The organism is Nocardia niigatensis NBRC 100131 (assembly GCF_000308655.1).
Taxonomy (GTDB): domain Bacteria; phylum Actinomycetota; class Actinomycetes; order Mycobacteriales; family Mycobacteriaceae; genus Nocardia; species Nocardia niigatensis.
In genome coordinates, this window is sequence record NZ_BAGC01000071.1 from 244,019 (window position 1) to 270,470 (window position 26,452).

Here is a 26,452-nt window from a genome sequence, read left to right on the forward strand (position 1 = left end):
GACGCCATCCCGCTCGGGCGCAACCGCGGCACCACACTGCCGACTACGAAGACCTGGCCTGCAACGAGTGCGGTGAATTCGCGAGAAACCGAGACGCCGAACCACCGGGAGTGCCGCAACATCTTCATGGATTTGTAGCCGCAACATTGCAATGAATAATGTTGCCTTGTTACCGTCTCGTCATGGCTGACGACAGTGCGCGCTTCGCGCTCACGCCGACCGACGACACCTTTCTGACCAATGCCGCGCATCGATATCGGCACGTGGTCGAGATTCCCCGGAGCCCACAGCAGGTCTGGGACCTGCTGGTCGCCGACGACGCGCTCGTCTCGTGGTCGGCGGTCGTCACCGCGGCGGAATGGACCTCCCCGCGGCCGTTCGGGCCCGGCACCACTCGCCTGGTGACGCTCGGCGGGTTCGTCCGGTTGCGGGAGAGGTTCTACCGCTGGGAGGAGGGCTCGCGCATGACCTTCACGGTCGACGCCGCGTCGATTCCCGGCCTGAAACACTTCGCCGAGGACCTTCAACTCCGGCCGGCCGAGACCGGTACTCGACTGACCTGGACCTTCGCGTTCGAAGGGCATGCGGCACTGCGGCCTTTGCTCGCGGCGGCCGGTCCGGTCAACCGGTACGTCACCAGGACGATCGCCGAAGGCACCGCGCGCCGGGCGCGGCTGGAGGCCCGACGATGACCATCGAGACCGAGTCGGCACAGCTCACCCTCGACGTCCGCAACCCCGCCACCGGCAGGGTCGTGGGCCGGTACCCCGTACACACCGCCGGCGACGTCGACGCCGCCGTGGCCCGGGCCGAGGCCGCCGCGTCGTGGTGGGCCGCACTGAATTTCGCGGACCGGGCGCGGAGCCTGGATCGCTGGCGCGCCGAGATCTCCCGGGGCCGAGCCGATCTCGCCCGGGTCATGTCCGAGGAGATGGGCAAGCCGATCTCGGACGCGAAGCTCGAGATCGCGATGGCCCTCGAACATCTGAAGTGGGCCGCGCACAACGCGCACTCGGTGCTCGGGCGCCGATCGGTGCGGGCGAGCCTGCTCACCCTCGATCAGGAATGCACCGTGGAATACCGGCCCTTCGGGGTGGTGGGCGTCATCGGGCCGTGGAACTATCCGGTGTTCACACCGTTGAGTTCGATCTCCTTCGCGCTGGCCGCCGGAAACACGGTCGTCTTCAAACCCAGTGAGTACACGCCCGGCGTCGGCGTCTGGCTCGCCGACGCATTCGCCCGCGCGGTGCCGAATATTCCTGTCCTGCAGGTGATCACCGGTGCGGGCGAGACCGGCGCCGCGCTGTGCCGGGCCGGGGTCGGCAAGATCGGCTTCACCGGATCGACCGAAACCGGCAAACGGGTGATGGCCGCGTGCGCGGAAACGCTCACCCCGGTGCTGATGGAATGCGGCGGCAAGGACGCGTTGCTCGTCGACGCGGACGCCGATCTGGCGGCCGCCGCCGACGCGGCCCTCTGGGGCGGCATGTCCAATGCCGGGCAGACCTGCCTGGGCGTGGAGCGCGTCTACGTGCACACCGAGGTCTACGACGAATTCGTCGAGCTGCTGGTGGATTCGGCCCGCGGGCTGCGGGCGGGGCAGGGGGCGGCGCAGATCGGCCCGATCACCATGCCCAAACAGCTGGAGGTGATCCGCCGCCATCTCGCGGACGCGCTCGCGCTGGGCGGGCGGGCGGTGCTGGGCGGTCCGGACCTGATAGCCGGCCAGTTCGTGCAGCCCACCATTCTGGTGGATGTCCCCGAGGACTGTTCGGCGGTGACCGAGGAGACCTTCGGCCCGACGCTGACCGTCACGCGGGTGGCCGACATGGACGATGCGGTCGAGCGGGTCAATGCCAGTGCCTACGGACTCGGCGCGACCGTGTTCGCCCGCCGGCACGGCCGCGAGATCGCCGACCGCATCCGCGCCGGCGGCACCTCGATCAACGCGTTCGTCGCGCACGCCACCGTGCCCACGCTGCCCCTGGGCGGGGTGGGAGCGTCCGGATTCGGGCGGGTGCACGGGCCGGACGGGCTGCGCGAGTTCACCTATGCGAAAGCGACCACGCGGCAGCGGTTCTCCTCGCCGCTGGCGCTGACCAGCTTCGGTCGCGGCCCGCTCACCGACGCCGTCGTCGACCTACTGGTCTCGGTGCTACACGGACGGCTCCCGTGATGGCCACGCGGGTATCGGCCGAACGCGGATCGTGGCAGGCGCGCTCGGTCCGGCGGCTCTCGGCGCTGACGGTGCGCGGCCTGGCCGCGCACCTGCCGGTGAACGCGCGCACGCTGCCGCCGATCCGGGTGCTGATCGATCACGCGCTGCGGACGGCCGCGCCGACCCTGCGCGGCACCGAGATCGAGCAGGTGCGACAGACGCGGGTGCGCGGCGAGTGGGTGCGGGGCCCCAAGGCCGAGCGGACGGATCGCGCCGTGCTCTATGTCCATGGGGGAGGGTTCGTGGCGGGATCGGCGGCCGGATACCGGGGTGTGGCGTCGCGATTCTCCACCGCGACCCGGATGCCGGTGTTCGCAGTGGACTACCGTCGCGCCCCCGAGCATCCGTTTCCCGCTGCGCCCCAGGATGTTTCGGCGGCCTTCCAGTGGCTGCTCGCCCAGGGCTTCGCCGCGGACCGGATCGTGGTCGCCGGTGACTCGGCGGGCGGCTATCTCGCCGCGGACCTGGTCATCGCGAATGCCGGGGCCGGGCGGCCGCAGCCCGGCGCGCTGGTGCTGTTCTCACCGATGGCCGATCTGACGCTCGAGGTCGCCGCCGGCCACGAGGGCGCGGCGGCGGAGGGACTGCTCTCGATCGAGGTATCCCGGCGCGCCGTCGCCCTGTTCACCGGCACACCACTCGAACTGCGCCCGGTGCGCGGAATGCGATTGCCGCCCACGCTCATTCACACCAGCGACACCGAGTTCTTCGGCGGCGACGCCATCGCGCTCGCCCGACGCTGGACCGACGCGGGCGCGGTCTGCGAGTTGCAGGTGTGGCCGGATCAGATGCACGTGTTCCAGGCGCTGCCCGCGCTGATCCCGGAATCGCGGTTCGCCTATCGCGCCGCCGCCCGATTCGTCTCCTCGATGCTCGACCCGGCCGCGGCCGCGGTCTGACTTGGAAAGGCACGCTCCGTGAACGCATTCCGCTTCGATACCCTGCCCGCGGCGTTCCAGCACACCGCGGCGATCGCGCCCGACGCGATCGCGCTGCGCACCCCTGGCGACACCCAGACCATGACCTGGCGCGAATACGGCCGCCGGGTACGGGAAGTCGCCGCGGGGCTGGCCGGACTCGGCGTCACCCGCGGTGACACGGTCGCGCTGATGATGAGCAATCGGGTCGAGTTCTATCCGCTCGAAGTGGGCGCGCAGCACCTGGGCGCGACCTCGTTCTCGGTGTACAACACGCTGCCGGTCGAGCAACTGACCCATGTCCTCGCCAATGCGGATGCGCGCGTGGTGATGTGCGAATCGCAGTACGTGGCGCGTCTGCGGGCCACCGGCATCGAGCTCGATCGGATCGTCTGCGTCGACGACGCACCCGAGGGCACCCTGCCGGTGTCCGAGCTGATCGCCTCGGGCGCAACCGATTTCGACTTCGAGGCCGCTTGGCGGGCCGTCCGCCCGGACGACATCGCCACGCTGATCTACACTTCGGGCACCACCGGCAATCCGAAGGGCGTGGAGACCACCCACGCCAACCTGATGTTCCAGGTGTACGGCATCGCCGGGGTGCTCGGCATCGAATTCGGTGACACCATCACCTCGTTCATGCCGACCGCGCACATCGCCGACCGGCTCACCGCCCTGTACGTGCAGGAGGTCCTCGGCACCCAGGTGACCTGCGTGCCCGACGCCAGGCAGATCGCGCCCGCCCTGGTCGACCTGCGCCCGACCGTCTGGGGCGCGGTGCCGCGGGTCTGGGAGAAGCTCAAGGCCGCCATCGAATTCAAGGTCGCGCACGAGCCCGATCCCGATCGGCGCGCGGCAATGCAGTGGGCGATGGCGGTGGCCGCCGAACGCAGTCGCCACCAGCTCGCCGGAGAACCCGTCCCGGCCGAGCTCGCCGGGGAGTGGAAGCGCGCCGACGAGAGGGTGCTGAGCGGCCTGCGGGCGGCTCTGGGATTCGACCGGCTGCGCTGGGCGCTGTCCGGCGCGGCTCCCATTCCGCCGCAGACGCTGGGTTTCTTCGCCGGACTGGGCATTCCGATCGCCGAGATCTGGGGCATGTCGGAACTGTCCTGCATCTGCAGCGTCTCGCATCCCGCGGACGCGAAGCTGGGCACGGTCGGAAAACTGCTGCCCGGCATGGAGGCCCGCCACACGGCCGACGGCGAGCTCCACGTGCGCGGGCCACTGGTGATGAAGGGCTACCGGGGTTTGCCCGACCAGACCCGGGAGGCCGTCGACGCGGAGGGCTGGCTGGCGACCGGCGATATCGTCACCATCGACGACGACGGCTACCTCACGGTCGTGGACCGCAAGAAGGAACTGATCATCAACGCGGCCGGCAAGAACATGTCGCCGACCCACATCGAGAACGTGATCAAGGCTGCCACCCCGCTCATCGGCGCCATGGCCGTCATCGGCGACGGGCGCCCGTACAACACGGCGCTGATCGTGCTCGACGCCGAAACCGTGGAACGCCATGCGTCGCAGCAGCACTCGGGCGAATCCTCCGCGGCGGCCCTGGCCGCCGACCCCGCGATCATCGAGGCCATCGAGGCGGGAGTGGCCGCGGGCAACGAGCGACTGTCCCGCGTGGAGCAGATCAAGCGCTTCCGGATCCTGCCGGCGTTCTGGGAGGCCGGCGGCGAGGAGGTCACCCTCACCATGAAACTCAAGCGAAAGGCCATCGCCGCCAAGTACGCCCGCGAGATCGACGGACTCTACGAGGTCGCCGACCCGAGGACCGCCGCCGAACGCTAGCGGAACCGGATTTCGGCGTAGGGGTTGACGGCCTCGGCTAACTCGATTAGCTTTATGGCTATCGCAGTTAGCTTCACTCGCTAGGGAGAGAACGACATGACCGAGTACGTGGACATCGAGGGTGGCCGGATCGCGTACGACGAGATCGGCACCGGACCGCTGGTCGTGCTGTCGCACGGCATGGGCGTCGACCGCAACGTCTACAAGCACCTGGCCCCGATGCTCGCGGCCGCCGGGTACCGCGTGGTCAACACCGATATGCGCGGCCACGGCGAGTCGAGCATGGAATGGGCCTCGGTCACCGGCAAGGCGGCCATCAGCCGCACCGATGTGGCCGGCGATCTGCTCGCGGTCATCGAGAAGCTGGGCGGCGGGCCGGCCATCGTGGTGGGACACTCGCTGTCCGGCGGGTCGGCCACCATCGCCGCGGCGCAGCGGCCGGACCTGGTGCGGGCCATCGTGGAGATCAACCCGTTCACGCTGACCCAGAAGGTCGACATCGCAGCGCTTTTCACCAACTCCCGCCACCGCAGCGGCATGATCCCGCTGATGGGCACCATGATGTTCAAGAGCCTCGGCCAGTGGCTGAAGTACCTGAAGGTGGCCATCCCCACCAAGCCCGCCGACCTGGACGAGTACCTGGGCGAGGTCGCGGCCAAGCTGCGGGAGCCCGGCCGGATGGCCGAGTTCATGAAGACCGGTCAGTCGACCCCCGCGGACGCGGAAGCCCAGGTGCCCAACGTGACCCAGCCCGCGCTCATCATCATGGGCACCGCCGACCCGGACTTCCCGAGCCCCGAGGCCGAGGGCCAGCGCATCGTCGCCGCTCTGCCGGCCGGACTGGGCAGCCTTGGCCTGGTCGAGGGCACCGGCCACTACCCGCAGTTCGAGGCCGCCGACCGGGTCGCGGAGCTGATCCTGCCATTCCTGAAGGAACATCATGCCTAGGGTGGGCCTGAGCCGGACCGACGTCGTCGCCGCAGGGGCCACCCTCGCCGACGAGGTCGGTTTCGGCAATCTGGCGCTGGGCGCCCTCGCACAGCGACTCGGGGTGCGAACCCCCTCGCTGTACAAGCACATCGAGAACCTGGCCGACCTGCAGCACGAGATCGCCGCGCTCGCCATGACCGAAGTGGACCAGCGGGTCCGCGACGCCATGCACGGGCTGTCCGGCAGCGCCGCGCTCGCCGCCTTCGCGAATGCCTTCCGCGACTACGTGGTCGAGCATCCGGGGCGGTACACCGCGACCGTCGGCGCGAAGTTCAGCGGGCCGGATGATCCACTGCTGCAATCGGGTTCGCGGGTGCTGGAATCCATGGCGGCGGTACTGCGCGGATACGGGGTCTCCGAGGACGAGATGGTGCACGCCCAGCGCACCCTGCGCTGCCTGTTCCACGGTTTCGCGACGCTGCAGACCTCCGACGGATTCCAGTGGAGCAATGACGCCGAGGACAGTTTCGACTGGATGATCCGGTTCCTGGACCGCGGCCTCAGCGAAATCGGCTCGCGCTGAAGCGGTGTGCGGGACCATGAATCCAACACCGGCAACGACGATGTTGGAGTGTCATGGACGACTTCACCTTCGACGGCACCCGCATGGCGTATGTGCGGCAGGGGGAGGCCGGCCCGCCGGTGCTGATGCTGCACAGCGCGGGATCCTCCCACCTCATCTGGACGCCGCAGATCGCGGCACTGTCGCGGGCATACCGGGTCTACGCCGTCGATCTGCCCGGTTACGGCGCCTCCGCCCAGCCCGCCGACGGATACACCCTCGAGCGCTACACCGCGCTGATCCGCGCCTTCATCGACGATCACGAACTCAGCGGTGCGGGCCTGGTCGGCAACTGTGTCGGGTCGGCCGTCAGCCTCACCCTCGCGCGACGGCACCCGGAGCTGATCCGGGCCGTGGTGGCGATCAACCCGCTCACCGAATCCACTGCCATGCACGGTGATTGGCGGCAGGCGGCCCGGCTGGCCCGCGCACTGCCGGAGGCCCCCGCCCGGACACTGAGCGACTGGCACACACCGCGCTGGGTCGCGCGGCGCACCGCCCGGTCCTGGTTCACCACCCGGCGCGCCTACCGCGAGTGCCCGTATATCGCGCCGCTGTCGTCGGGGTTCCCGGCACGGGCGCTGATCCACCTGGTCCGCGACCTGGATTCGTTCGCGGCCCTGGATGATTGGCCGGATCGTGACGTGCTGCCGCCGACCTGCGTGATCTGGGGCAATCAGAATCGTGTGCTGTCCGCGGCGGCCGGGCGGGCCGTCACCGCGCGACTGCGACCCGCGCGAGCCGAATACCTCGACGGCTGCGGCCATGTCCCGATGCTGGAACGGGCCGCCGACGTGACGGCCATCGTCACCGAATTCCTCGCCGCCCACCTGCCCGCGGACAGCATCCGCTGACGGCCCCCGCGGCCTACCATGGCGCGCGGGGAGGGCCGTCGAACGGGAACGAGGAGCCGATGACCATGCTGGCCGCACGACTACACCTGGGACCGAATCGCCGACTGGAGCTCGACGAAGTGCCGATCCCGGAACCGGGACCGGACCACGTACTGGTCAAAGTCGAGGCAGCCGGCGTGTGCCTGTCGGACGTGCACCTCATCGACGGCACCCTGACCCCGCTGTTCCTGCGCGACGACGTCGTGACGCTCGGGCACGAGGTCGCGGGCACCGTGCACACCCTCGGGCCGGGAGTCACCACCGCGAAGGCCGGCGATCGAGTGCTTTTGCAGGCCGGGGAGCTTCGCGACGGCGCCACCTTCACCCGCGGCGTGGACTACGACGGCGGCTGGGCCGAATACACGCTGGCCCGGGTGGACACCCTGGTACCGATCCCGGACGAGCTGCCGTTCGAACAGGCCTGCTTCATTCCCGACGCGGTGTCCACGCCGTGGGCCGCCATCACCGCCACCGCCGACGTGAAACCCGGTGAGGCCGTCGGCGTCTGGGGCGTCGGCGGACTGGGCGCGCACGGGGTGCAGCTGCTGCGCCTGGTCGGCGCCGCGCCGATCATCGCGATCGACCCGCTGCCCGCGGCGCGGGAGCGGGCGCTGTCCTTCGGCGCGGACCTGGCCTTCGATCCGGCCGATCCGGACCTGCGGGCCAAGGTGTTCCAGGCCACCGGCACCGGCCTGAACGCCGCCTTCGACTTCGCGGGCGTCGCGCCGGTGCGCGAGCAGGCCGTGGTCTGCCTGGCCCCGCAGGGCCGGCTGGTGCTCGTCGGCCTCACCGACAAGCCCATCACCATCACCGGCGGCACCGCGTTCAGCTTCTTCCAGCAGCAGTTGCGCGGTCACTACGGGTCCACCCCCGAGCACGTCACCCAGCTGGTGAAACTGCAAGGGCTGCACCGGGTCGACTTCTCCCGGTCGGTGAGCGCGGTCGTCCCGCTGGCCGACGCCGCCAAGGCCGTGCACTCCCTGGAATCGAAGCAGGGCAACCCGATCCGGATCGTTCTGAAGCCCTGATCAGGCCAGCCGACGCTGGAAGGCGTTGGCGGACTGCCCGTTCGAGAGATCGACGGTGTAGACCCCCAGGTCGGCGGACGTGGGGGTCAGGTCCAGGACCATGAAGCCGAGATCGGAGAAGTTCTGGTAGAGCGCGTCATTCGGCGTGTGCCGCCCCGAGGTGCGCGGTTCGTCGTGCACCGACTTGGCCGCCGCGCCGGAGATGAGCTGCCGGGTGCCCTTGGACGAGGTGTTCGGCTCCAGCACCTGCAGCGAGTGGTCGTGGCCGGACAGCAGGAACTGGCAGCGCCCCAGCACGTGCGCCTCGAAGAAGTCCTTCACATAGCGGCCGTCGATCGGCTCGATGCTCAATCCCTCGTATTCCCCGGCATTCCCGTGCGGCCCATTGTTCAGGTACGGGTGGTGGGTGCAGGCGATCTTCCACTTGGCGGGCGACTCGTCGATGGCCCGATCCAGCCAGGCCGCCTGCTCGGTCATGAACTGGCCGTCGGCGGCCCAGTAGGGCTGGAACAGCGGCGGCAGGTAGGCGGCGATGGGATTCAGGTCCAGTACGAAGAATTCGACCACCGGCCGCTCTTGCGGAATCCGCACCGAGTAATAGCGGGACGGCATGAACCAGCGGGCCGAGCGCGCGTGGTAGGCCACCTCGTGGTCGCCGCGCAGCAGCCAGCCGCCGTCGCCGGGCAGGATCGAGGAGTTGTCGTGATTGCCCTGCACCATGAGCCAGGGGAAGTCCAGGCCGTGGTTGGGGTCCTCGAACTTGGCCGCGAACTGGGCGTCGTCGTCGGACCACGGACCCTGCTCGTAGACGTTGTCGCCGAGCCCGAGGGCGAAGGAGAACGGCTCGCGCGCATGCAGTACCCGCATGGCGTCGGCGACCTGCCACTGCGGGCGCGCGCCGGTGCCGGCGTCACCGGTGACGAGAATGCGCAGACGGTCGGCGTCGGGGAGCGGAAATTTGCCGGCGGCCGGGGCGTTCTCGGCGCGGGCGGGCGCGCCGGTGGCCGCGAGCGCGGCACTGGCGGCCACGGCGGTGACGCCCGCGGCAGCGGCAGCCGTGCCGGTCAGGAACCCACGACGGTCGACGGACATGCTGAATCTCCTGCCTGAATCTGCTGGTCGATTGACCAGTATTCCCGCTGCCGGAACCCGCCGCAGAGTACGACGGCATGACCTTGCCAACAGCCCTCCGACACGACACGTTCTTCCAGGCCAGGACCTTTTGACAGCGCCTCGGACCGATGAGAGTGTTGGGAGTCCGTTTTCTCACCATCGGCTCGGCCACTAGGGGGACGCTGCTATGACGACACTGGCCTCGGGTCTGTTCCTCGACTGGGAACAGCTGACCGGCCAGCCGAAACTCGTCGTCGATCTGATCAGCTTCCCGATCTTCAGCGCCATCGCCGGCTGGCTCACCAACTGGACCGGCGTGCTGATGCTGTTCTGGCCGGTGTTCTTCCAGGGCTTCCGGGTGCCCGGCCTGGAGATCCTCTACCCCTATCTCCCGCGCCGCGTCCAGGTGCTGCCCACGTTCTCCGGCGACGGAAAGCGGCTCGGCTTCCAGGGTTTCATCCCGGCGCGCGCCGAGAAGATGGCCAGCATCTGCGTGGACGTGGCCATCATGCGCATCGGCAGTCCCAAGGACTTCATTCGCGAACTCGACCTCGAGGGCATCGCCGACTACATCGCCGAGGTGGGCCGCAAACAGGTGCCGGACATGGTCGACGAGATCATGAGCAAGGAGAACCCGGACCTGTGGGGCGCGGTGCCCAAATCGGTGCGCAATGTGCTCTACCAGCGCATCGAACGCGAACTGCCGACCCTGGCCCGGCGCGCCTTCGAGCAGCTCGGCGACAATGTCGACCAGCTCATCGACATCAAGGGCTTCGTCATCCGGTATCTGCGGGAGAACCCGGAGATCCTCAAGGACCTGACCACCACCATCGCCGCGCCGGAACTGAAGTTCATGGTCCGCATCGGCCTGCTGGGCGCGCCCTTCGGCCTGCTGCTGGCGCTGTACCTGCATGTGCACCAGAGCATTCCGGTGCTGGGCTGGATCCCGCCGTGGCTGATCATCCTGGCCGCGGCCGCGGCCATCGGCGTGATCGTCAATGTCATCGCCGTGAAGATGGTGTTCGAACCGGGCGATCCCCAGCCGCGCTACAGATACCTGTGGAAGCAGGCACTGCTGGCCAAGCGGCAGCCCGAGGCGGCGGCCGATCTCGCCAATATCCTGGCCTACCAGGTGCTCACGCTGCCCAACCTGGCCCGCGAGCTGCTCGACGGCCCGAACGGCGACAAGACCCGGCAGCTGCTGGAGCGGCTCATCTCCCAGGAGATCCACCGCCAGCTCGGTCCCACCCACTCGGTGGTGCGGACGGTCTTCGGCAAGCGGCAGTTCGACAATCTGACGGTCGGCGCGACCACCGCCGCGGTGGGCCTGGCCCCGAGCCTGGCCGACGACCCGGAATTCGCGGCCGCCCAGGCCAAGAAGATCGACGAGTTCGCGGCCCGCAAACTGCAGCAGCTCACCCCGGGCGAGTTTATGGAGATGTTCTACGCGTCGGTCGAGCAGGACGCCTGGCTGCTGTATCTCCACGGTGCGGCGCTGGGCCTGGTGGTCGGGGCCGTGCATCTGATCCTTTTCGGCTGGTAGACAGCCCTTTACCGCAAAGTTCGAGCGTTGCCGGAAATCAAGCACGCGTGCTTGCATTTTTCCGGTGGGGCTGCGATGCTGGCCCGGTGGCCGATCTCGAGGCGTTGCTCGCCGACTTCACCGCCGAATGCGCCGATCTGGATCGGCTGATCGCCGACCTGGATCCGGCCGCCTGGCAGCGCGACACGCCCGCGGCCGGCTGGACCATCGCCCATCAGATCGCCCACCTGAACTGGACCGATCAGGTCGCCGCAATCTCCGCGACCGACGCGGTCGAATTCGACAAACTGGTGCAGGCGGCCCTGCCCAAGGCGCTCACCTTCGTCGACGAGGCCGCCGAGGAGGGCGCGAAAATCCCTGCGCCGCAACTGCTCGCGAATTGGCGACGGGATCGCGCGGCCCTGGTCGAGGCGCTGCGCACAGTTCCGGCCGGCACCAAACTGCCCTGGTTCGGGCCGCCCATGAGCCCGGCCTCCATGGTCACCGCCCGGCTGATGGAGACCTGGGCGCACGGACAGGACGTGGCGGACACGCTCGGCATCACCCGGGAACCCACGGCACGGCTGCGGCATATCGCGCACATCGGCGTGCGGACCCGCAACTTCGCGTATCTGACACACGGGAAGACCGCGCCCGCCGAGGAATTCCATATCGAGCTCACCGCCCCCGACGGCAGCGCGTGGACCTGGGGTCCGGCCGAGGCCGCGCAGCGAATCAGCGGTCCCGCCCTCGATTTCTGCCTGCTGGTCACCCAGCGGCGGCATCTCGAAGATCTCGACCTGAACGTGGTGGGCGACGACGCCCGCGAATGGCTGGGTCTGGCACAGGCTTTCGCCGGTCCCCCCGGAAGCGGCCGAACGGCGGGCCAGTTCGCCTGACCCGCCGTCCATCCCGGCCTCCGACCAGAATCCCCAATTCCCACAGGGGCTTCGTTCTCGGCGGAACGGGTTTCCAAGGATCGGGCCCTTGGGATCACCACCGCTCCCCGAGAAGGAGCGAGCGAGCGCCAGCCTGGGTGCGCCGTGCCTGGTGCCGACCGGACGCCGTTGGCCGGAGGTCTCTTCGATGGCAGTCGAGTTGGCGCTCGCCGCTACCAGCTTTTTACCCAGTCTTTCGCCGCTGAAAACCTCGTGATGCCCGGCCATTCCAGGATGTGATCCTGGTCTCACCCGCGGCGTGTGTTACCCGCCGCCACCGTAACCTGGACGGGCGTACGACTTTCAATGGTGCGGGTCGTCGCGCGTCCGAGGGGTCGGACGGGGTGCAGGGGACCAGGGGAGAGGGAAAGGAACGCACCAGTCATGTCGCATCAACTCGCGACACAGGCCGCCCGGTCGACCCGGCGTACGGCCCAGATGTTCCGCTACAGCGCCATTGTCACCGCCAGCATGGCCAGCATCGGGCTGACCGTCGCCGCCGGTTCCTACATCGCCAACGAGATCGCCCAGCAGCCGGGCAAGCTCGCCACAGGCGCGCCGGGCAACCATCCGGCGCTCCTCGAGCCCGGGCCGGGCGCGGCCGCTCAGCCGGGCGTCCAGTCCGCCGAACCGATCGCCGAGAAGGTCGCCCTGACTTCGTTTTTCACCAACCGGGTCCTGGATCCCGCGTTCGTGCAGGTGATTCCGGCCCGCACCCCGGGCACCGGCGCCACCACCGCGTCCGAGGTGCCCCACCCGCTGGGCGGCCAGTTCCGGCTGGGCACGGCCTACGTGGGCGCGCAGGTGGCCGCGGCCCAGCACACCGCCACGCTCACCGTCGACACCAATGTCTTCGCCACGTTCGCCGACGTCCTGCTGAACACCCCGCTCGGGCATCAGCTGGGCATCAGCGGCGATCCGAGCGCCAATACCCGGCTGCGGACCGATGTGGACAGCCACGGCGACGTGACGCTGACCCTGTCGGACCCGGCGATCGGCAACTACGGCGTGCAGATCGCGCGCCATCCGGCCCCGGCCGCGGCGGACACTCCGGTGCACGGCGCCGGCGACACTCCCGCGCACGGCGCGACCGACACTCCCGCGCACGGCGTGGACGGCCTCACCGCAGGGGAAGACTCGGCCATCGTCGCTGTGTGAGACTTCCCGGTGTGTACGACTACTGCGTGATCGGCGGCGGCATCGTCGGGGTGGCCACCGCGCACCGCATTCTCGAACGCCATCCGGGGGCGAGCCTGCTGCTGCTGGAGAAGGCCGGGCAGCTGGGCCTGCACCAGACCGGCCACAACAGCGGGGTCATCCACTCGGGCATCTACTACGAGCCCGGCAGCCTGAAGGCGCGGTTGTGCGTGCGCGGCGCACAGCTCACCAAGGAATTCGCCGCAGCGCACGACATTCCGTTCCGGGTGTGCGGAAAACTGCTGGTGGCCACCGATGCCGCCGAGCACGCACGGATGCTGGCGCTCTACGAGCGATCGGTCGCCAATGGCGTCGAGGTGGAGCTGCTCGACGCCGCCGAACTGGTGCGGCGGGAGCCGCGGATCACCGGGGTCGGGGCGCTGTTCGTGGCGGGCACCGGGATCATCGACTACGGCCTGGTGACCCGGACGCTGGCGCAGCAGGTGGGCGCGGCCGGCGGTGAGATCGTGGTCGACGCGGAGGTCACCGCCCTCACTGAAACCGACTCGGCGGTAACCATTTCCGGTCCGGCCGGTACCTGGCAGGCCCGGCGGCTGGTGGTGTGCGCGGGATTGCAGGCCGATCGGATGGCCCGGCTGGCGGGCCTGGACGTCGATCTGCGCATCGTGCCCTTCCGGGGCGAGTACTACCAGCTGCCACCGGAGCGCAGCGATCTGGTGCGCACCCTGATCTATCCGATCCCCGATCCCGAACTGCCGTTCCTGGGCGTGCATCTGAGTCCCACCATCGACGGCGCCCTGACCGTCGGGCCGAATGCGGTGCTGGGCCTGGCCCGCGAGGGCTACCGCAAGGGCAGCGTGAACCTCCGCGACGCCCGGGAGATCCTGGGCTACCGCGGTTTTCACCGGGTGGCCGCCGCCAATGTCCGGACCGGCCTGCGGGAAATGCGCAACTCTCTGTTCAAGCGCGGCTACCTGGCCGAATGCCGGCGCTATTGCCCCGAGCTAACCGTCGCCGATCTGTTGCCGAGGGAGGCGGGCATCCGCGCCCAGGCGGTGCTGCGCGATGGCGCGCTGGCCCACGATTTCCTGCTCGAGCACACCCCGCGCTCGGTTCACGTGCTCAATGCTCCCTCCCCGGCGGCCACCTCCGCCCTGCCCATCGCCGAGTACATAACGGACCGATTGGACAAGTTCGCTCAATAAATAGGATTGCTGTAGTACTTTTGAGGCAGCCGTGGGACAGGGAGCAGCCTATGGGCCATTTCAAGTACGCGAGTGATGTCGGCGCACCGGTGGAAGTCGCGTTCACATACACGGACAACCATCAGTTCGTGCCGGACTGGGCGTTCGGCGTGGTCGCCTTCGAGCCGATCGGGGATTCCGATCATGGTGCCGGAGCCGTCTTCGCCGTGACCCTCCGAGTCGGCCTGTGGCATCCCACGATCGAGTGTGAGATCTCCGACTACCGCCGCAACGCGGTCATCGAGTACACACTGCGCCGACGCCGGAAGGGGAAGCCGGCGTCGGCATGCTCCAACTTCTGTGTCATCACCCTGCGTTTCGACCCGCTCGGGTACGGACGCGCCGTGCTGACCTCGGAAACCGAGTACTGGGCGCCACGCGGTCTCACCGGCAAGTTGCTGTCGAAGATGCTGGCCGCGGTGGTGCAGGCCACCGTCCACCGGACCGAGTCGCAATTGCGTAGGGAGATAGAGGAATTCCACGGCACCGATCTTGTCGGCCGGATCGCGTAGGGTAGGCCGCATGATCATCGTGAGCACCGACGGATCATGCCTGCGCAACCCGGGCGGCGCGATCGGCTGGGCCTGGGTCAATCATGCGGGCGGCTCGGCCAGCGGCGGTGCGCCCTCGGGCACCAATCAGATCGCGGAGCTACGCGCGCTCCTCGAGGCCGTCCGGGCCCACCCGGACGCCGAACCCCTACTCATCGAGAGCGATTCGCTCTACGCCATCAAGTGCGCCTCCGAGTGGATCCACGGCTGGCGTAACAATGGCTGGAAGACCTCCACCGGCGGCGCGGTCAAGAATCTCGAGCTGATCCAGCAGATCGACCGCGCCATCGCCTCCCGCCCCGGCCCGGTCCGGTTCCGCTGGGTGCGCGGGCACGTCGGCAACTACTTCAACGAGCAGGCGGACGGCCTGGCCGGCCAGGCCGCGCGGAAGGTGGCCGCCTCCGGTGTCGCCACCGATTCCGACGGCCCCGATCCGGTGGAACCCTTCGATCCGCCGACCGCCCCGATCCCGGTGACGGACCCCAAGACCGAGCCTCTGCCGGTGGTCACACCGCCCGAGCAGGCCGAGAAGGTCGGCGCCACCGCGCATTCCGCGGCAGCCACCTCACGCCGCCGGGCGGCGGCCGCCAAAGCGCCTGCCTCCGAGGCGCTCACGCTCTTCTGAGCATCGCCCCCGCGCACCCTCTCACCTGCCAAGACATCGAAAAAGGCCCGCCTCCGGAAGTGCCGGAGGCGGGCCCTTTCTCGTGAGCCGGTGCGTCCGATCAGTTGCCCGGCTTGGGCGCCGCGGGGCTGGCGGGCGCGGGCTGACCGGAGGGCGCGGGCTGGCCCGAGGGCTGCGCGCCCTGCTGGTCGCCGCCGCCGGTCGCACCCGGGAAAAGTGGGTTCTCGTCACCGGCGTAGACCGGCTGGAACTTCGACACCAGCCACTTGCCGTCGTGTTTCTCCAGCTCGACGTAGGTCGGGATGGTGAGCACGATCGGCTTGGCGTGGAAGTCGTTGGTGGAGGTCTGGGTCAGGCTCACCAGAACCGACGCCTTGTCGCCGTCGCCCGATTCCCAGCCGCAGCGCAGCACGTTCAGCGAGGACTTGGCGTGCGCGCTGGACAGGATGTCCTTCACGTCGCCGGCCATCGGGTCGAACATCTGCTTGAACTCGCCGGTGACCAGCGCCTGCACGCGCGGACCGAAATCGTTCCAGGTGGACTGGTCGTAGACCGAGACCGCGCGCGCGAAATCGCACGCGGCCTTGGAGGCCGAGTCGCGGTCGGCGAGTTCGTTGCTCTTGGTGTGCGACTGCCACCAGAACGCCCCCAGACCCGCGAGCGCGGCGACCAGCAGCACCCCGAGCGCGATGAGCGCGACCATCGGCACCGCGACCTTGGAGCCCAGCCCGGACTTCTCGGCCGCACTGCTCTTCTCGGCGGCCGGCTCGGCCTTGGCCGCATCCGGTCCGGGCTCGGCGGCCTGCGCCACCGGAACGACCGCCGTGTCGGCCTCGGGCTGCTCCGCCGTCGCGGCGGGCTGCTCGACCTCGGTCGTCGCCTCGTCGGATTCCTTCTTCAGCTCCGGCTGCTCGGCGGGCTGCTCGGCGCTGCTCTGGGCATCGGCCTCGGCGATGGAATCGTCTTCGGTTTTCTTGTCCTGGGCAGCGTCGTCCGACATCTATTCGATCACTTTCCCGGTGCGCTGCGGACGCACCGTCTAGGTTTCGTCAGCGAGTATGCCCGCCGAACATGAGAACGGCGGGCGGCACTCACTTGACCGGCGGCAGGGTCCGCTCGTTCGGATCCGAGCCCGCGGGCGGGAGCGCGCCATTGTTGGGCACGTCCGGTCGCGGTGCATTGCCCGACCCGCGGATCTGCTGATCCTGGGGCGGGTTCTGGCAGTAACTCGCCCACTTCGGGAAGGTGTTCTCGGTGGCCACATCCGGACGCACCTTCTTGGTGACGTAGTCACAGAAGGACCGCGGCCAGATATCGACGATGGTGTAGAACTCGCCGTCGTGCGCGGGGACACCCATGGCGGAGGTGCCGACCACCAGCGACGGGAACAGTGCCCGCAGCGCCGGGGTGCGCAGCTGCGCGGCCCTGGTGATGGCCACGAAGTTGGTGGCCAGGCTGGTCATCGGATCGGCGGTCTTGTCCAGCACCGCGCCGAGGGCCTGCATCTGGCCGGGCGCCTGATCCAGGATCTTCTGGAGCTCGGCATTCGCGTCGTTGAACTGATTGAACAACGCACTCGAATTACGGGTCAGCGTACCCAGATCCGGCTGCGCCTGCGAAGTGGTGCTCGAGATGACCTGGAGGTTCTTGATCAGGTTGGTGGTCTGGGGGAGCAGATTGTCCAGTCCGGTGCTGGCCAGGCTGAGCGCGTCCACCATGGAACGCAGCTGGTCCGGGCCGCCGGAGAGGGCGGTGTCCAGTTCGGAGAGGATGATGCCGAACTTGTCCGGATCCACCTGGGCGATGAGCGCGCTGGCATTGTCGAGCACCGACCACACGGGGGTGGGCGTCTTGACCTTGTTCGCGTCGAACTGCACGACCGAACCGTTGTGCAGGAACGGACCCTGATCGGTGTTCGGCCGGAAGTCGATGTACTGCTCACCGGCCGCCGACAGTGCGCCCACCGACACCAGGGTGTCGGCCGGAATGACGTACTTCTTGTCGATCTGGGCGGTGGCCGCGATGGCCGCGCCGTTGTCGATGAGCTTGATGGCGTCGACCTTGCCCACGCGGTAGCCGCGCAGCGTCACGTCATTGCCGGCCTGGAGACCGCCGGAGCGGTCGAGATTGACCGTCACCGTGTAGGTCTCGCGCAGCGGGTTCGCCCGCATCACGCTGATCAGCAGGTAGGACGCGCCGATCAGCAGGATCAGCACCAGCGCGCCATTGGATATCAGGTTCTTGTGTCGCGATACCCAGTTCATCGGTGTCCCCCGTTGATCCGGCCGTAGATGATCTGCAGCACCTGGATCAGACTGCCTCCGAAGTCGTTGAGGTCCTTCAGATCCGGGAACTTGCTGTTGGCCGGGTCGGTGAGCAGGCCGATGTCGAGCATGGTGGCGGTGGCGGCCACCGCGAGGGTGTCGCCCTTGAACGAGGCGTCGGCCTTGGGCCGGATCTCGTGCAGGGCGTCCAGCGCCGGACCGAAGTCCTGGTTCGTGCGGGCCAGCGCGCTCATCAGCTGGGTCAGATTGTCGAGCAGGCTGTTCAGCGAATCCGTCGTGGTGTTGGCGTAATCGCCCAGGGCCGCACTGGTTGTCGAGATCTTGGTGAGCAGATCGCCGAGGGCCTGGTTGTTCTCGGCGATGGCGCCGATCATGCCGGGCAGAGTGTCGGCGACCTGGCCGAGCTGCTGGTGGTTGGCCTCGATGGTGTTGGCCAGTGCGCTGAATCCGGCCAGTACCCCGTCGATCCGCGCGCTGTTGTTGTTGAGGCTGGTCATCACACTGGTCAGCTGGGTGATGACATGGCCCACCTGCTCGCCGCGGCCGCCGACGATGGAGTCCATCTCGGAGGTCAGCTTGGACAGGCTGGCGATGCCGCCGCCGTTGAACAGCAACGAGACCGAGATCAACAGTTCTTCGACGGTCGCGCCGGCCGAGGTGTTGGTGAGCTGGTCACCGTTCTTCAGCGTCTGGGCGCCGGGCTCGGTCTTGGGCTTGGACACCGCCACGAAGACGTCGCCGAGCGGCGTGGCCTGACGCAGTTCCGCGGTGCTGCCGACCGGCAGCTCGATGTCGGAGCGGATGGCCAGGTCCACATTGGCCTTGAAGTTCTTGGTCGTGATCTTGGTGACCACGCCGACGTCGGAACCACCGATCTTGACCTTGGCCTGGTCGGGCAGGTTCAGCGCGTTGTCGAAGACGGCGTGGATGGTGTACGTCTTCTCACTGCCCGCACCGGGTTTGGGCAGCGGCAGGCTCTCCACCGTGACGCCGCAGCCGGAGGCGACCAGGGCGGTCGCGGAGACCGCGACGGCGACGATCGCCTGTCGTGCCCGGCGGCCGGAACGCAGTTCCCGTAGCAGTCGACTACTCATTTGGTCATCCCCAGCATCGCCGCCATGAGACCGAAGTCCGGTCCGAAGTCCTCCATCTTGCCGGTGCGGCAGCCATCCGATTTCATCTGGACGCGTTCGCAGAACAGGCTGACCATCTCACCGGAGAGCGCGGTGCCGATCAGGCCGTGCAGACGAATGAAGTTGCTCTGCCGGTTGACCGAGCGGTCCAGGTTCTGCATGAGCAGCGGCGTCACGTCGACCACCTCGGTGAGCCCGGCGGCGTTGTCACGCAGCTGCTTGGTCACATTGGTGAGACCGGTGAGGGTCCCGTTGAGCTGATCGGAGTACTGCGAGAACGCGCCACTGGTGTTGGCCAGGAAGGCGTTCAGCTGATCCAGCGTGGCCTGCAGGCCCGGGGCCTGGTCGGCCAGCAGACCGGTCATCTGGGTGATCTTGTTGCTGAAGCCGCGCACCGAGTCGTCGTTGTCGGCCAGCATGGTGGTCAGCTCGTTGAGCTTGATGATGATGGTGGAGATGGCGTCCTTGTTGTCGACGCCGGTCTTCAGCGCGCCGGAGAGCGCGTTGAGCACATCGCGCATCTTCTCGCCGTTGCCGTTCATCATCGGGTACAGCACGCGACCCGACAGCGGGCCGACGCCGTCCTGACCCTCCTGGGGCTTGAGGGCGGCGGCGAAGCTGTCGATGGTCTTGATCATGGTGTCCAGCTCGACCGGGGTCTTGGTCTGCTGGGTGGTCAGGTGCGAGCCGTCGGCGAGCGTGTCACCGCCGGTGTAGCGCGGAGTGAGCTCGATGTGCCGGTCGGTCACGATGGACGGCGAAACCAGCGCGGCCTGAACGTTCTTCGGGATCTTCACGCCCTTGTCCACGGTCATGTGGACCTCGACGTACTGACCCTTCGGCACGATCTTGTCGACCCGGCCCACCTCGAGCCCTAGTACGGTGATCGGGTTGCCCTCGAACATGCCCGCGATGTTCAGGAAGTCCGCGGTGAAGTGCTGGGTCTGCCCGGCGGCATCCTTCACCCCGAGCGGCACGATGGAGCAGGAGCCTACGGCCCACGCCGCGGCACCGATCATGGCCGCCTTGGCGATTCGGCCGAGCAGCCCCTTCTTGTGTTCTGCGACAGTCGATGTCATTGGTGGCACCCCTCGTTCACCTGCGCGAAGCACAACCAATTGTCCGGGAACAGCCACGGCAGCGCGACCTCGCCGTAGTTGCCGTTGCCGAAGGCGTTGTTGAACTGCCGGATGGACGGCGGCAGGATCGACAGCATCCGATCCAGGTTGTCCTTGTTCTTCTGCAGGCCGTCGGCCATCGTGTTGAGCTGCACCAGCGTCGGGCCGAACTTGTTGTCGTTGTCCGCGCCGATCTGCTTCAACTGCGAGGTCAGCGTGGCGATATTGTCCAGCAGCGTCTTGAGCAGGTTCTGCCGTTCCATCACCCGGTTGGCGATGGCCTCGCCCTGGGTGATCACCAGCAGCAGGCTGTTGCGGTTGTCGCCGAGGATCTTGGTGACCTTGTCCAGATCCTTGAGCAGCTGGTCGACCTGATCCTTGCGGTTGTTCATGGTCTTGGCCAGCGCGCCGATGGCGTCGAGCGCCTGCACGGTCAGCTGCGGGGTGTCGCCCATCTGCTGGTTGACCAGGTTCAACGCGTCGGCCAGCTTCTTGGTGTCGAGTTCCTCGAACTTGGGTGTGCCCTGCTGCACCACATCGGCCAGGTTGTAGGGAACCACGGTGTTGGACTTGGGAATCCGGTTCCCCTTCAGTCCGGATCCGTTACCGGGGGTGAGGTCGATGTAGCGCGCGCCCAGCAGCGTGGCCATCTTGATCGAGGCCTTGGCGTCCGGGCCGAGCTTCACGTCGCGGTTGACGCTGAGGGTGAGCAGCACGTGGTCGCCCTCGAGCTCGGCGCCCGAGATGGTGCCCACGGGAACGCCGGAGACGTCGACCTTGTCGCCGACCCGGACGCCGGCCGTCTGCACGAACTCGGCTTTGATGTCCTGCTTCCCGATGCCCATCGTCTTGTAGAGGCTGGAGCCGAGCAGCAGCGCCGCGACGATCGCCACGCCGAGCACACCGAGCCAGAAGTTGCGGTTGGAATTGAAGCGGTTCTTGAGTTTCGCCATCATGGCCGGCACACCGCCGAGTGGGAGTTGCCGCCGATCTGCGAGAACAGACCGCGCGGGAAGAGGATGCCGTACAGCGAGAGGTCCAGGCTGCACAGATAGGCGTTGGCGTAGGCACCGTTCTGGGTGAACTTGCCGACGTTGGCGAGGATGGCGGGCAGATCCACCGCGGCCTTGTCGAGTTTGTCGCCATTGGCCAGCAGCAGGGCCAGCGCGTCGTGGCTGGCGTTCTGCGCCATCACGAGCCTGGGCTGAATGGATCCGAACATGCCCACCAGAGCCGTTGTGGCATCGGCGATCTGGACCGTCGAGGACTGCAGCGACTGGCCCTGCGCGTACAGGCCGCCGATCAGCGCGCGGGTCTGGGTGACCAGCGTCTCCAGCTCGTCACCACGCTTGGCCAGGCCCGACATCACGCCCGACAGGTTGGTGATCACGTCCGACAGGATGCCGTCGCGGCGTTCGAAATCCGAGGCCACCGACGCGGCCTGGGTGATGAACGCGCTCAGCGACACGTTGTCACCCTGCAGCGCCTGGATGAAGGTGTTGGACAGGTTGTTCACCTGCTCGGGCTGCAGCACCTGGAACAGCGGCTGAAAACCGTTGAGCAGCGCCGAGACATCGAACGACGGCTCGGTCCGCTCCAGCGGGATCGAGGCGTTGTTCTTCAACGCCACGTGCTCACCGGTGTGCGGCTTGTCGGCCGCCGGCGGGGCCAGCGCGACATAGCGCTGCCCGATCAGGTTCTGGTAGCGGACCAGCGCCTTGGTGTCGCCGAACAGCGTCTGATCACGCTGCACGATGAAGGTCACCACGGCCTGGTTCTTCTTGTCCAGATCGATCTTCTCGACCTTGCCGACCCGCACGCCGGCCATCCGGACGTCGTCGCCCGCACGCAGGCCGAGGACGTCGCTGAAGGTCGCCGAGTAGGTGTAGGTGTCACCTTTCACCGTGCGCGCGAGCGTATTCCAGATGACCGCGGTCACCAGGATCGACACGAGCGCGAAGATTCCGAAACCGATCAGCGGCTTGCGAACGCTCATCGGCCGGCCTCGCTCTTACTCAGTTGCAAGGTCGCACCCTTCAGGATCGGGCTCAACAGCAGGTATTCGGCCGCGGTGGGACGCCTGCCCAGCAGCGCGGTGATGGCATCGTCACCGCCCAGGGCGATGTCCCCGCCGGTGGGCACCGAACCCGGCTGGCTCGCCGGGGCGGCCGGGGCGGGGGCCGCCGGCGCCAGGTTCGGGAACAGGCCCTGCAGCGGCGTGCCCGCCAGCGGGTCGTTGCCCGGCTTGGGCGCGGCATCGCTAGGTGCGTCGGTGGGGGTACCGGTGGTGGTGAGGCCCGGGATCAGCGGGAAGCCCGGCGGCGGCGCGGTGACCGGCAGGTCCTTGGCCGCGTCGATGGCCCTGGGGCGCATGGCTTCCGGCAGCGTGCCCGGATCCGAGGTGAGCGGCGCGGTGCCGCAGCTGGGCGCCGCCAGCTCGCCGTAGCGCGGGCAGTCGTCGCGGGTATAGGGCTTGTAGGGCGTGAAGGTGATGCCCATGTTCCACACCATCTGGTTCTGACTGCCCCAGTGGAAGGTCGAACCCAGCTTGCGAATCGAGCTGTTCAGGTTCGCGATCGCCTGCGGGATGGCGTCGGGATTGTCGGACAACGCGCCGAACATGGCGCTGGTGCCGGTGGTGAGGTCCTTGCCGACATCGGGATTCCGGGCGAAGAGCCCGTTCACCTTGTCGATGGTGCTCTCACTGCCGGAGATGAGCGCGGTCAGCTCGGCCCGGCGGTCGGAGATGGTCTGCGCGGTCTTGACCGAATCCTGCAGCACGCCCATCAGTTCCGGCGCGGACTGGTTGAGCGCGTGGAACGAGGAGGAGAAGTCGTCCAGGAACACACCGACATTCGGCACCGCCCCCCGCACGCCCTCGAGCCAGCGGTCGACGCGCTCGATGGTGGAGCCGGGCATCCGGCTGCTGCCGTCGAGGGCATAGGACAGGGTGCCCAGCACCCGGCCCAGCTGCATCGGATCGATCTTGCTGAGGATATTGCGGACCGTGGTGAGGGTGTCCTGCAGCGCGATGGTGCCCTGTGACTTGTCCTCGGAGATCTGCGAACCCTCCTTCAGGTGCGCGGAATCCGCTCCGTTGTAGACGAGTTCGACCGAAGTGACGGCGAACAGGTTGGAGGGCACCACGCGCGCGGTGACATTGGCCGGGATGCCGCCGACGTACTCGGGCTTCATCTCGATGTGCACCTGCTGCAGCTCACCCTTGGCGGCCACGGACACATCCTTGACCACGCCGACCAGCACGCCGCGGAACTTCACGTCCGCCTGGGCCGGCAGGCCGTCACCGGTGGTGGTGAGATTCGCGGTGACATGCACCTTTTCGACAAAATAGCCGCGGTACCGGGCGAAGAGGAAGCCCAGCACGATCGCGATGACGGTGAGGCCGCAGACCCCGGCGATGAGCAACTGCCGCATCGTCGGTCCGCGCCCGCTCGGATCGATGATCATCGTGTGCGCCCCCTATCCCGAGATCCGGATGCCGGGGTTGACGCCCCAGATCGCCAAAGTCATGAACAGGTCGGCGAAAACGACCGCGATGATGCACAGCTTGATCGCGCGACCGGCCGCCACACCCACGCCCTCCGGACCGCCGGAGGCGAAAAACCCGTAGTAGCACTGGATGAACGTGGTGATCGCGACGAAGAGGATCGCCTTCAGCAGTGAGTACAGCACATCGTGAGGTACCAGGAACTGATAGAAGTAGTGCTGGAAGGTGCCTGTCGCGGTGCCGCCCACCAGGGACACGGTCAGCGAGCACGAGATGTAGGCCAGCGGCAGCGCCACGCAGTACAGCGGCACGATGGCGATCATGGCCGCGATCATGCGGGTGCTGACCAGGTACGGAAGCGGCCGGATGGCAACCGATTCCAGCGCGTCGATCTCCTCGGAGATGCGCATGGCGCCCAGCTGCGCGGTGAAGCGGCAGCCCGCCTGCGCCGCGAAGGCGACCGTGGCCAGCATGGGCCCGAGCTCGCGCGTGGTGGCGAAGGCCGAGATGGCGCCGGTGAGCGGGCTCAGGCCGAGCAGATTCAGCGAGGTGTAACCCTGGATGGCGACGGTCATACCGCCGAACGCCGACAGGATCAGCACCACGCCGATGGTGCCGCCACCGACGATGAGATTGCCGTTGCCCCAGGTGACGTCGGACAGCAGCCGCCACACCTCTTTGGGGTACTGCTTGAACGCCAGCGGCATGGAGCCGATCGAGCGCAGGAAGAAGAAGACCTGGTGTCCGATGCGCGCGAGCCAGTCGCGCGGCGCGCCGGCCGCGCCCTTGATGCGTTTGAACGGCCGCAGCAGCGGCGGTACGTAAGTAGCTGACACTGCTCAGACCACCTGCGGGGGGAAGAGGGTGTTGTAGAGCTGCGTCATCATCAGATTGACGCCGAAGAGCATGACGGCCGACATGACCACCGCGGTGTTCACCGCGTTCGCCACGCCACCGGGACCGCCCTTGGCGTTCAGCCCGGAGTCACAGGCGATGACGGCCGCGAGCAGGCCGTAGATGAGCGACTTCAGCAGCGCCACAGCCAGATCCGCCGTGATGGCGAACGACGAGAAGGTGCTGATGTAGGAGCCCGGGGTGCCGTTCTGGGCGAAGATGTTGAACATGTAGCCGGTCAGGAAGCCGACGAAAACCACGAAACCGCAGAGCAGTACCGAGACCAGCATGGCGGCGCCGAGACGCGGAGCGACCAGGCGCCGCATCGGATCGACGCCCATGACCTTCATGGCGTCGATCTCCTCGCGGATGGTGCGGGAGCCGAGGTCGGCGCAGATGGCGGAACCGACGGCGCCGGAGATCATGAGCGCGGTGACCAGCGGGGCGCCCTGCTGAATGATGCCGAGGCCGTTGGCCGCGCCGATGAAGGACGTGGCGCCGACCTGCCCGGCGACCGATCCGACCTGAATCGAGACGATGACGGCGATCGGAATGGCGACCAGCAGGGTGGGCGCGGCGGCGACATTCGCCATGAACGCGCACTGCCGGATGAACTCACGATAGGGGAAGCGACGGCGGAAGATCGCGATGAAAAGCTCGGCGACCGCGGCGACGCCCATAGCCATCATCCGGCCGCCGGTTTCCAGCGACCGTTTCGGATGATCTTGCCAGTACGCCTTGGCCCAATCCACGGCCCCATTCATCCGTGATACCGACGGTGGGCTCCCCTGGTCCCCCGGGCTCTTGGTCAACTGCACTGACTACCCCTCTCGACGCCGGAGTTACCCGTCTCCGGCGACTGTTGCTGGACGCACCCTACTACGGAGTTAGGAAAAACACACCACCGATTGTGGTTCCGGTCATAGAGACGGATCACTTTCGAAGTATCGCTGTGAACAGCCACATCAGAGTCGGTTTACAGGCCATAAAACCTGGCAGAGATCTAGAACTTGTTCTAGTTTTCGACTTTCTGCCGATGTTTGTGACATCCCTCGGGTAATAATTTGCCGGAACAAATTTATGGGAATTCGATAGCGTTTACGTATTGTTCCGACCGCTCCATCCAACTAGGTATCGGCCTCGAACCTCGGCAGGACACGGCTCGGCAACATGCCGCAAGACAAGAGGCAACCGGGCCCGAATACTGACAGGATGTGTAACCGCAGGTAGAGATTCGTGCGGCTTCCGACGTCTGGAGGGACATGATCAACAAACTCGCCGGGTTGACCGGCGCTTTCGCTGTCGCCCTGAGCACCGCCCTCTTCGGCATCGGAGCCGCGCACGCAGATGCCGCACCCGCTGTCATCGGCGGCGGCTCCGGCATCATCATCGATGACCAGTTCGAATGCACCGTGACCACCATCGGTCACGACGGCGCCGGACGGCTGGTCGGCCTGACCGCCGGGCACTGCGGCGACGCGGGAGCCCGGGTCTGGGCCGAGAAGGATCGCGGCGCGGGGCAGATCGGGCAGTTCGTCTACTCCAACCACGACCTGGACTACGCCGTCATCCAGTTCGATCCGAGCCGCGTCATCCCGGTCAACCGGATCGGCAATGTCACCATCACCGGGCTCGGCGGCCCGCCGGGATTCCCCATGATCGTCTGCAAGGAGGGCCGGACCACCGGCAACACCTGCGGTCTCTCCTGGGGTGACGTCTTCGCCACCAATGTCGAGACCTGGAGCCAGATGTGTGTCGTGGAGGGCGATTCCGGCGCGCCGGTCGTCGTCGGCACCACCCTGGTCGGCATGGTGAACGCCTACCTCGCCGTGGCCTGCTTCGGCCCCGAGGTCGGCACCAACATGAGTTCGATCATGGACGACCTCAACGCACGGGGCGGCGTCGGTTCGGGCTACGCGCCGATCTGATCCGGGAATGACGGCGGCCGGGGCGCTGAT

The 26,452-nt window shown here is 67.7% G+C and carries 25 protein-coding genes; 15 read left to right on the forward strand and 10 right to left on the reverse strand.

All coding sequences use genetic code 11. From position 1 onward, the window contains the following. Window positions 1-182 precede the first annotated feature (182 nt). The 8 genes from ON33_RS30380 to ON33_RS30415 all read left to right on the forward strand — a co-directional run bounded on the left by ON33_RS30380 (window position 183) and on the right by ON33_RS30415 (window position 8,405). Window positions 183-692 (forward strand): SRPBCC family protein, encoded by a 510-nt coding sequence (locus ON33_RS30380; protein ID WP_040862517.1) that lies wholly within the window; start codon window positions 183-185, stop codon window positions 690-692. Further along, window positions 689-2,176, forward strand: a complete 1,488-nt coding sequence (locus ON33_RS30385) for an aldehyde dehydrogenase family protein (protein ID WP_040862518.1) — start codon at window positions 689-691, stop codon at window positions 2,174-2,176. Before ON33_RS30380 ends, ON33_RS30385 begins: the two co-directional genes overlap by 4 nt. Next, window positions 2,176-3,117 carry an alpha/beta hydrolase gene (locus ON33_RS30390; RefSeq protein WP_063711100.1) on the forward strand — a complete coding sequence of 314 codons (942 nt, stop codon included), beginning with the start codon at window positions 2,176-2,178 and terminating at the stop codon, window positions 3,115-3,117. Before ON33_RS30385 ends, ON33_RS30390 begins: the two co-directional genes overlap by 1 nt. 18 nt (window positions 3,118-3,135) lie before the next feature. Further along, window positions 3,136-4,932 (forward strand): fatty acid--CoA ligase FadD11, encoded by a 1,797-nt coding sequence (gene fadD11, locus ON33_RS30395; protein WP_040862519.1) that lies wholly within the window; start codon window positions 3,136-3,138, stop codon window positions 4,930-4,932. Between the two features lie 96 nt (window positions 4,933-5,028). Further along, window positions 5,029-5,880, forward strand: coding sequence for an alpha/beta fold hydrolase (locus tag ON33_RS30400; protein ID WP_040862520.1), 852 nt, complete (start codon window positions 5,029-5,031; stop codon window positions 5,878-5,880). Further along, complete coding sequence (locus tag ON33_RS30405; RefSeq protein WP_040862521.1) at window positions 5,873-6,445, forward strand: TetR/AcrR family transcriptional regulator; 573 nt, start codon at window positions 5,873-5,875, stop codon at window positions 6,443-6,445. The genes ON33_RS30400 and ON33_RS30405 overlap by 8 nt, the downstream gene beginning before the upstream one ends. A gap of 53 nt (window positions 6,446-6,498) precedes the next feature. Beyond that, complete coding sequence (locus ON33_RS30410; protein ID WP_040862522.1) at window positions 6,499-7,338, forward strand: alpha/beta fold hydrolase; 840 nt, start codon at window positions 6,499-6,501, stop codon at window positions 7,336-7,338. A 59-nt stretch (window positions 7,339-7,397) separates the two neighbouring features. Further along, window positions 7,398-8,405 (forward strand): zinc-binding dehydrogenase, encoded by a 1,008-nt coding sequence (locus tag ON33_RS30415; RefSeq protein ID WP_040862523.1) that lies wholly within the window; start codon window positions 7,398-7,400, stop codon window positions 8,403-8,405. On the opposite strand, the gene ON33_RS30420 is transcribed toward ON33_RS30415, so the two are convergent. After that, on the reverse strand, window positions 8,406-9,497 hold the full coding sequence (locus ON33_RS30420) for a metallophosphoesterase (protein WP_040862524.1): 1,092 nt from the start codon (window positions 9,495-9,497) through the stop codon (window positions 8,406-8,408). It abuts the gene before it with no gap. 208 nt (window positions 9,498-9,705) lie between these two features. Here ON33_RS30420 and ON33_RS30425 point away from each other — a divergent pair, with 208 nt between their 5' ends. The 6 genes from ON33_RS30425 to ON33_RS30450 all read left to right on the forward strand — a co-directional run bounded on the left by ON33_RS30425 (window position 9,706) and on the right by ON33_RS30450 (window position 15,556). Continuing rightward, on the forward strand, window positions 9,706-11,061 hold the full coding sequence (locus tag ON33_RS30425) for a DUF445 domain-containing protein (RefSeq protein WP_040862525.1): 1,356 nt from the start codon (window positions 9,706-9,708) through the stop codon (window positions 11,059-11,061). Between the two features lie 86 nt (window positions 11,062-11,147). Next, entirely contained in the window at window positions 11,148-11,939 is a 792-nt protein-coding gene (locus tag ON33_RS30430; RefSeq protein ID WP_040862526.1) for a TIGR03084 family metal-binding protein, read from the forward strand. A gap of 423 nt (window positions 11,940-12,362) precedes the next feature. Beyond that, window positions 12,363-13,136, forward strand: coding sequence for a hypothetical protein (locus tag ON33_RS30435; RefSeq protein WP_157184792.1), 774 nt, complete (start codon window positions 12,363-12,365; stop codon window positions 13,134-13,136). Next, window positions 13,133-14,341, forward strand: coding sequence for an L-2-hydroxyglutarate dehydrogenase (lhgD, locus tag ON33_RS30440; protein WP_245550845.1), 1,209 nt, complete (start codon window positions 13,133-13,135; stop codon window positions 14,339-14,341). The genes ON33_RS30435 and lhgD overlap by 4 nt, the downstream gene beginning before the upstream one ends. A gap of 50 nt (window positions 14,342-14,391) precedes the next feature. Then, window positions 14,392-14,892 carry an SRPBCC family protein gene (locus ON33_RS30445; protein ID WP_040862529.1) on the forward strand — a complete coding sequence of 167 codons (501 nt, stop codon included), beginning with the start codon at window positions 14,392-14,394 and terminating at the stop codon, window positions 14,890-14,892. A 10-nt stretch (window positions 14,893-14,902) separates the two neighbouring features. Beyond that, a complete protein-coding gene (locus ON33_RS30450; RefSeq protein ID WP_040862530.1) occupies window positions 14,903-15,556 on the forward strand; it encodes a ribonuclease H family protein in 654 nt (217 codons plus the stop codon). 100 nt (window positions 15,557-15,656) lie between these two features. Here ON33_RS30450 and ON33_RS30455 read toward each other — a convergent pair whose 3' ends face one another. The 9 genes from ON33_RS30455 to ON33_RS30495 form a co-directional block, all read right to left on the reverse strand. Then, window positions 15,657-16,556 (reverse strand): methyl-accepting chemotaxis protein, encoded by a 900-nt coding sequence (locus ON33_RS30455; RefSeq protein WP_040862531.1) that lies wholly within the window; start codon window positions 16,554-16,556, stop codon window positions 15,657-15,659. A gap of 91 nt (window positions 16,557-16,647) precedes the next feature. Next, window positions 16,648-17,820 carry an MlaD family protein gene (locus ON33_RS30460; RefSeq protein ID WP_040862532.1) on the reverse strand — a complete coding sequence of 391 codons (1,173 nt, stop codon included), beginning with the start codon at window positions 17,818-17,820 and terminating at the stop codon, window positions 16,648-16,650. Beyond that, the gene (locus tag ON33_RS30465) at window positions 17,817-18,935 is read right to left on the reverse strand and encodes an MCE family protein (RefSeq protein ID WP_051153086.1); all 1,119 of its coding nucleotides are present in this window, start codon (window positions 18,933-18,935) and stop codon (window positions 17,817-17,819) included. The genes ON33_RS30460 and ON33_RS30465 overlap by 4 nt, the downstream gene beginning before the upstream one ends. Continuing rightward, window positions 18,932-20,053, reverse strand: a complete 1,122-nt coding sequence (locus tag ON33_RS30470; RefSeq protein WP_040862533.1) for an MCE family protein — start codon at window positions 20,051-20,053, stop codon at window positions 18,932-18,934. The genes ON33_RS30465 and ON33_RS30470 overlap by 4 nt, the downstream gene beginning before the upstream one ends. Further along, window positions 20,050-21,045, reverse strand: a complete 996-nt coding sequence (locus ON33_RS30475; RefSeq protein WP_040862656.1) for an MCE family protein — start codon at window positions 21,043-21,045, stop codon at window positions 20,050-20,052. The genes ON33_RS30470 and ON33_RS30475 overlap by 4 nt, the downstream gene beginning before the upstream one ends. After that, window positions 21,045-22,088 carry an MCE family protein gene (locus ON33_RS30480; protein ID WP_040862534.1) on the reverse strand — a complete coding sequence of 348 codons (1,044 nt, stop codon included), beginning with the start codon at window positions 22,086-22,088 and terminating at the stop codon, window positions 21,045-21,047. The genes ON33_RS30475 and ON33_RS30480 overlap by 1 nt, the downstream gene beginning before the upstream one ends. After that, window positions 22,085-23,560 (reverse strand): MlaD family protein, encoded by a 1,476-nt coding sequence (locus tag ON33_RS30485; RefSeq protein WP_040862535.1) that lies wholly within the window; start codon window positions 23,558-23,560, stop codon window positions 22,085-22,087. Before ON33_RS30485 ends, ON33_RS30480 begins: the two co-directional genes overlap by 4 nt. A 12-nt stretch (window positions 23,561-23,572) precedes the next feature. After that, window positions 23,573-24,436, reverse strand: a complete 864-nt coding sequence (locus ON33_RS30490; RefSeq protein WP_040862536.1) for an ABC transporter permease — start codon at window positions 24,434-24,436, stop codon at window positions 23,573-23,575. A 3-nt stretch (window positions 24,437-24,439) separates the two neighbouring features. Next, window positions 24,440-25,258, reverse strand: a complete 819-nt coding sequence (locus tag ON33_RS30495; RefSeq protein ID WP_051153088.1) for an MlaE family ABC transporter permease — start codon at window positions 25,256-25,258, stop codon at window positions 24,440-24,442. Window positions 25,259-25,756: 498 nt separating this feature from the next. On the opposite strand from ON33_RS30495, the gene ON33_RS30500 reads away from it, so the two are divergent. Continuing rightward, entirely contained in the window at window positions 25,757-26,422 is a 666-nt protein-coding gene (locus tag ON33_RS30500) for a chymotrypsin family serine protease (protein WP_040862537.1), read from the forward strand. The last annotated feature ends 30 nt before the right edge of the window (window positions 26,423-26,452 follow it).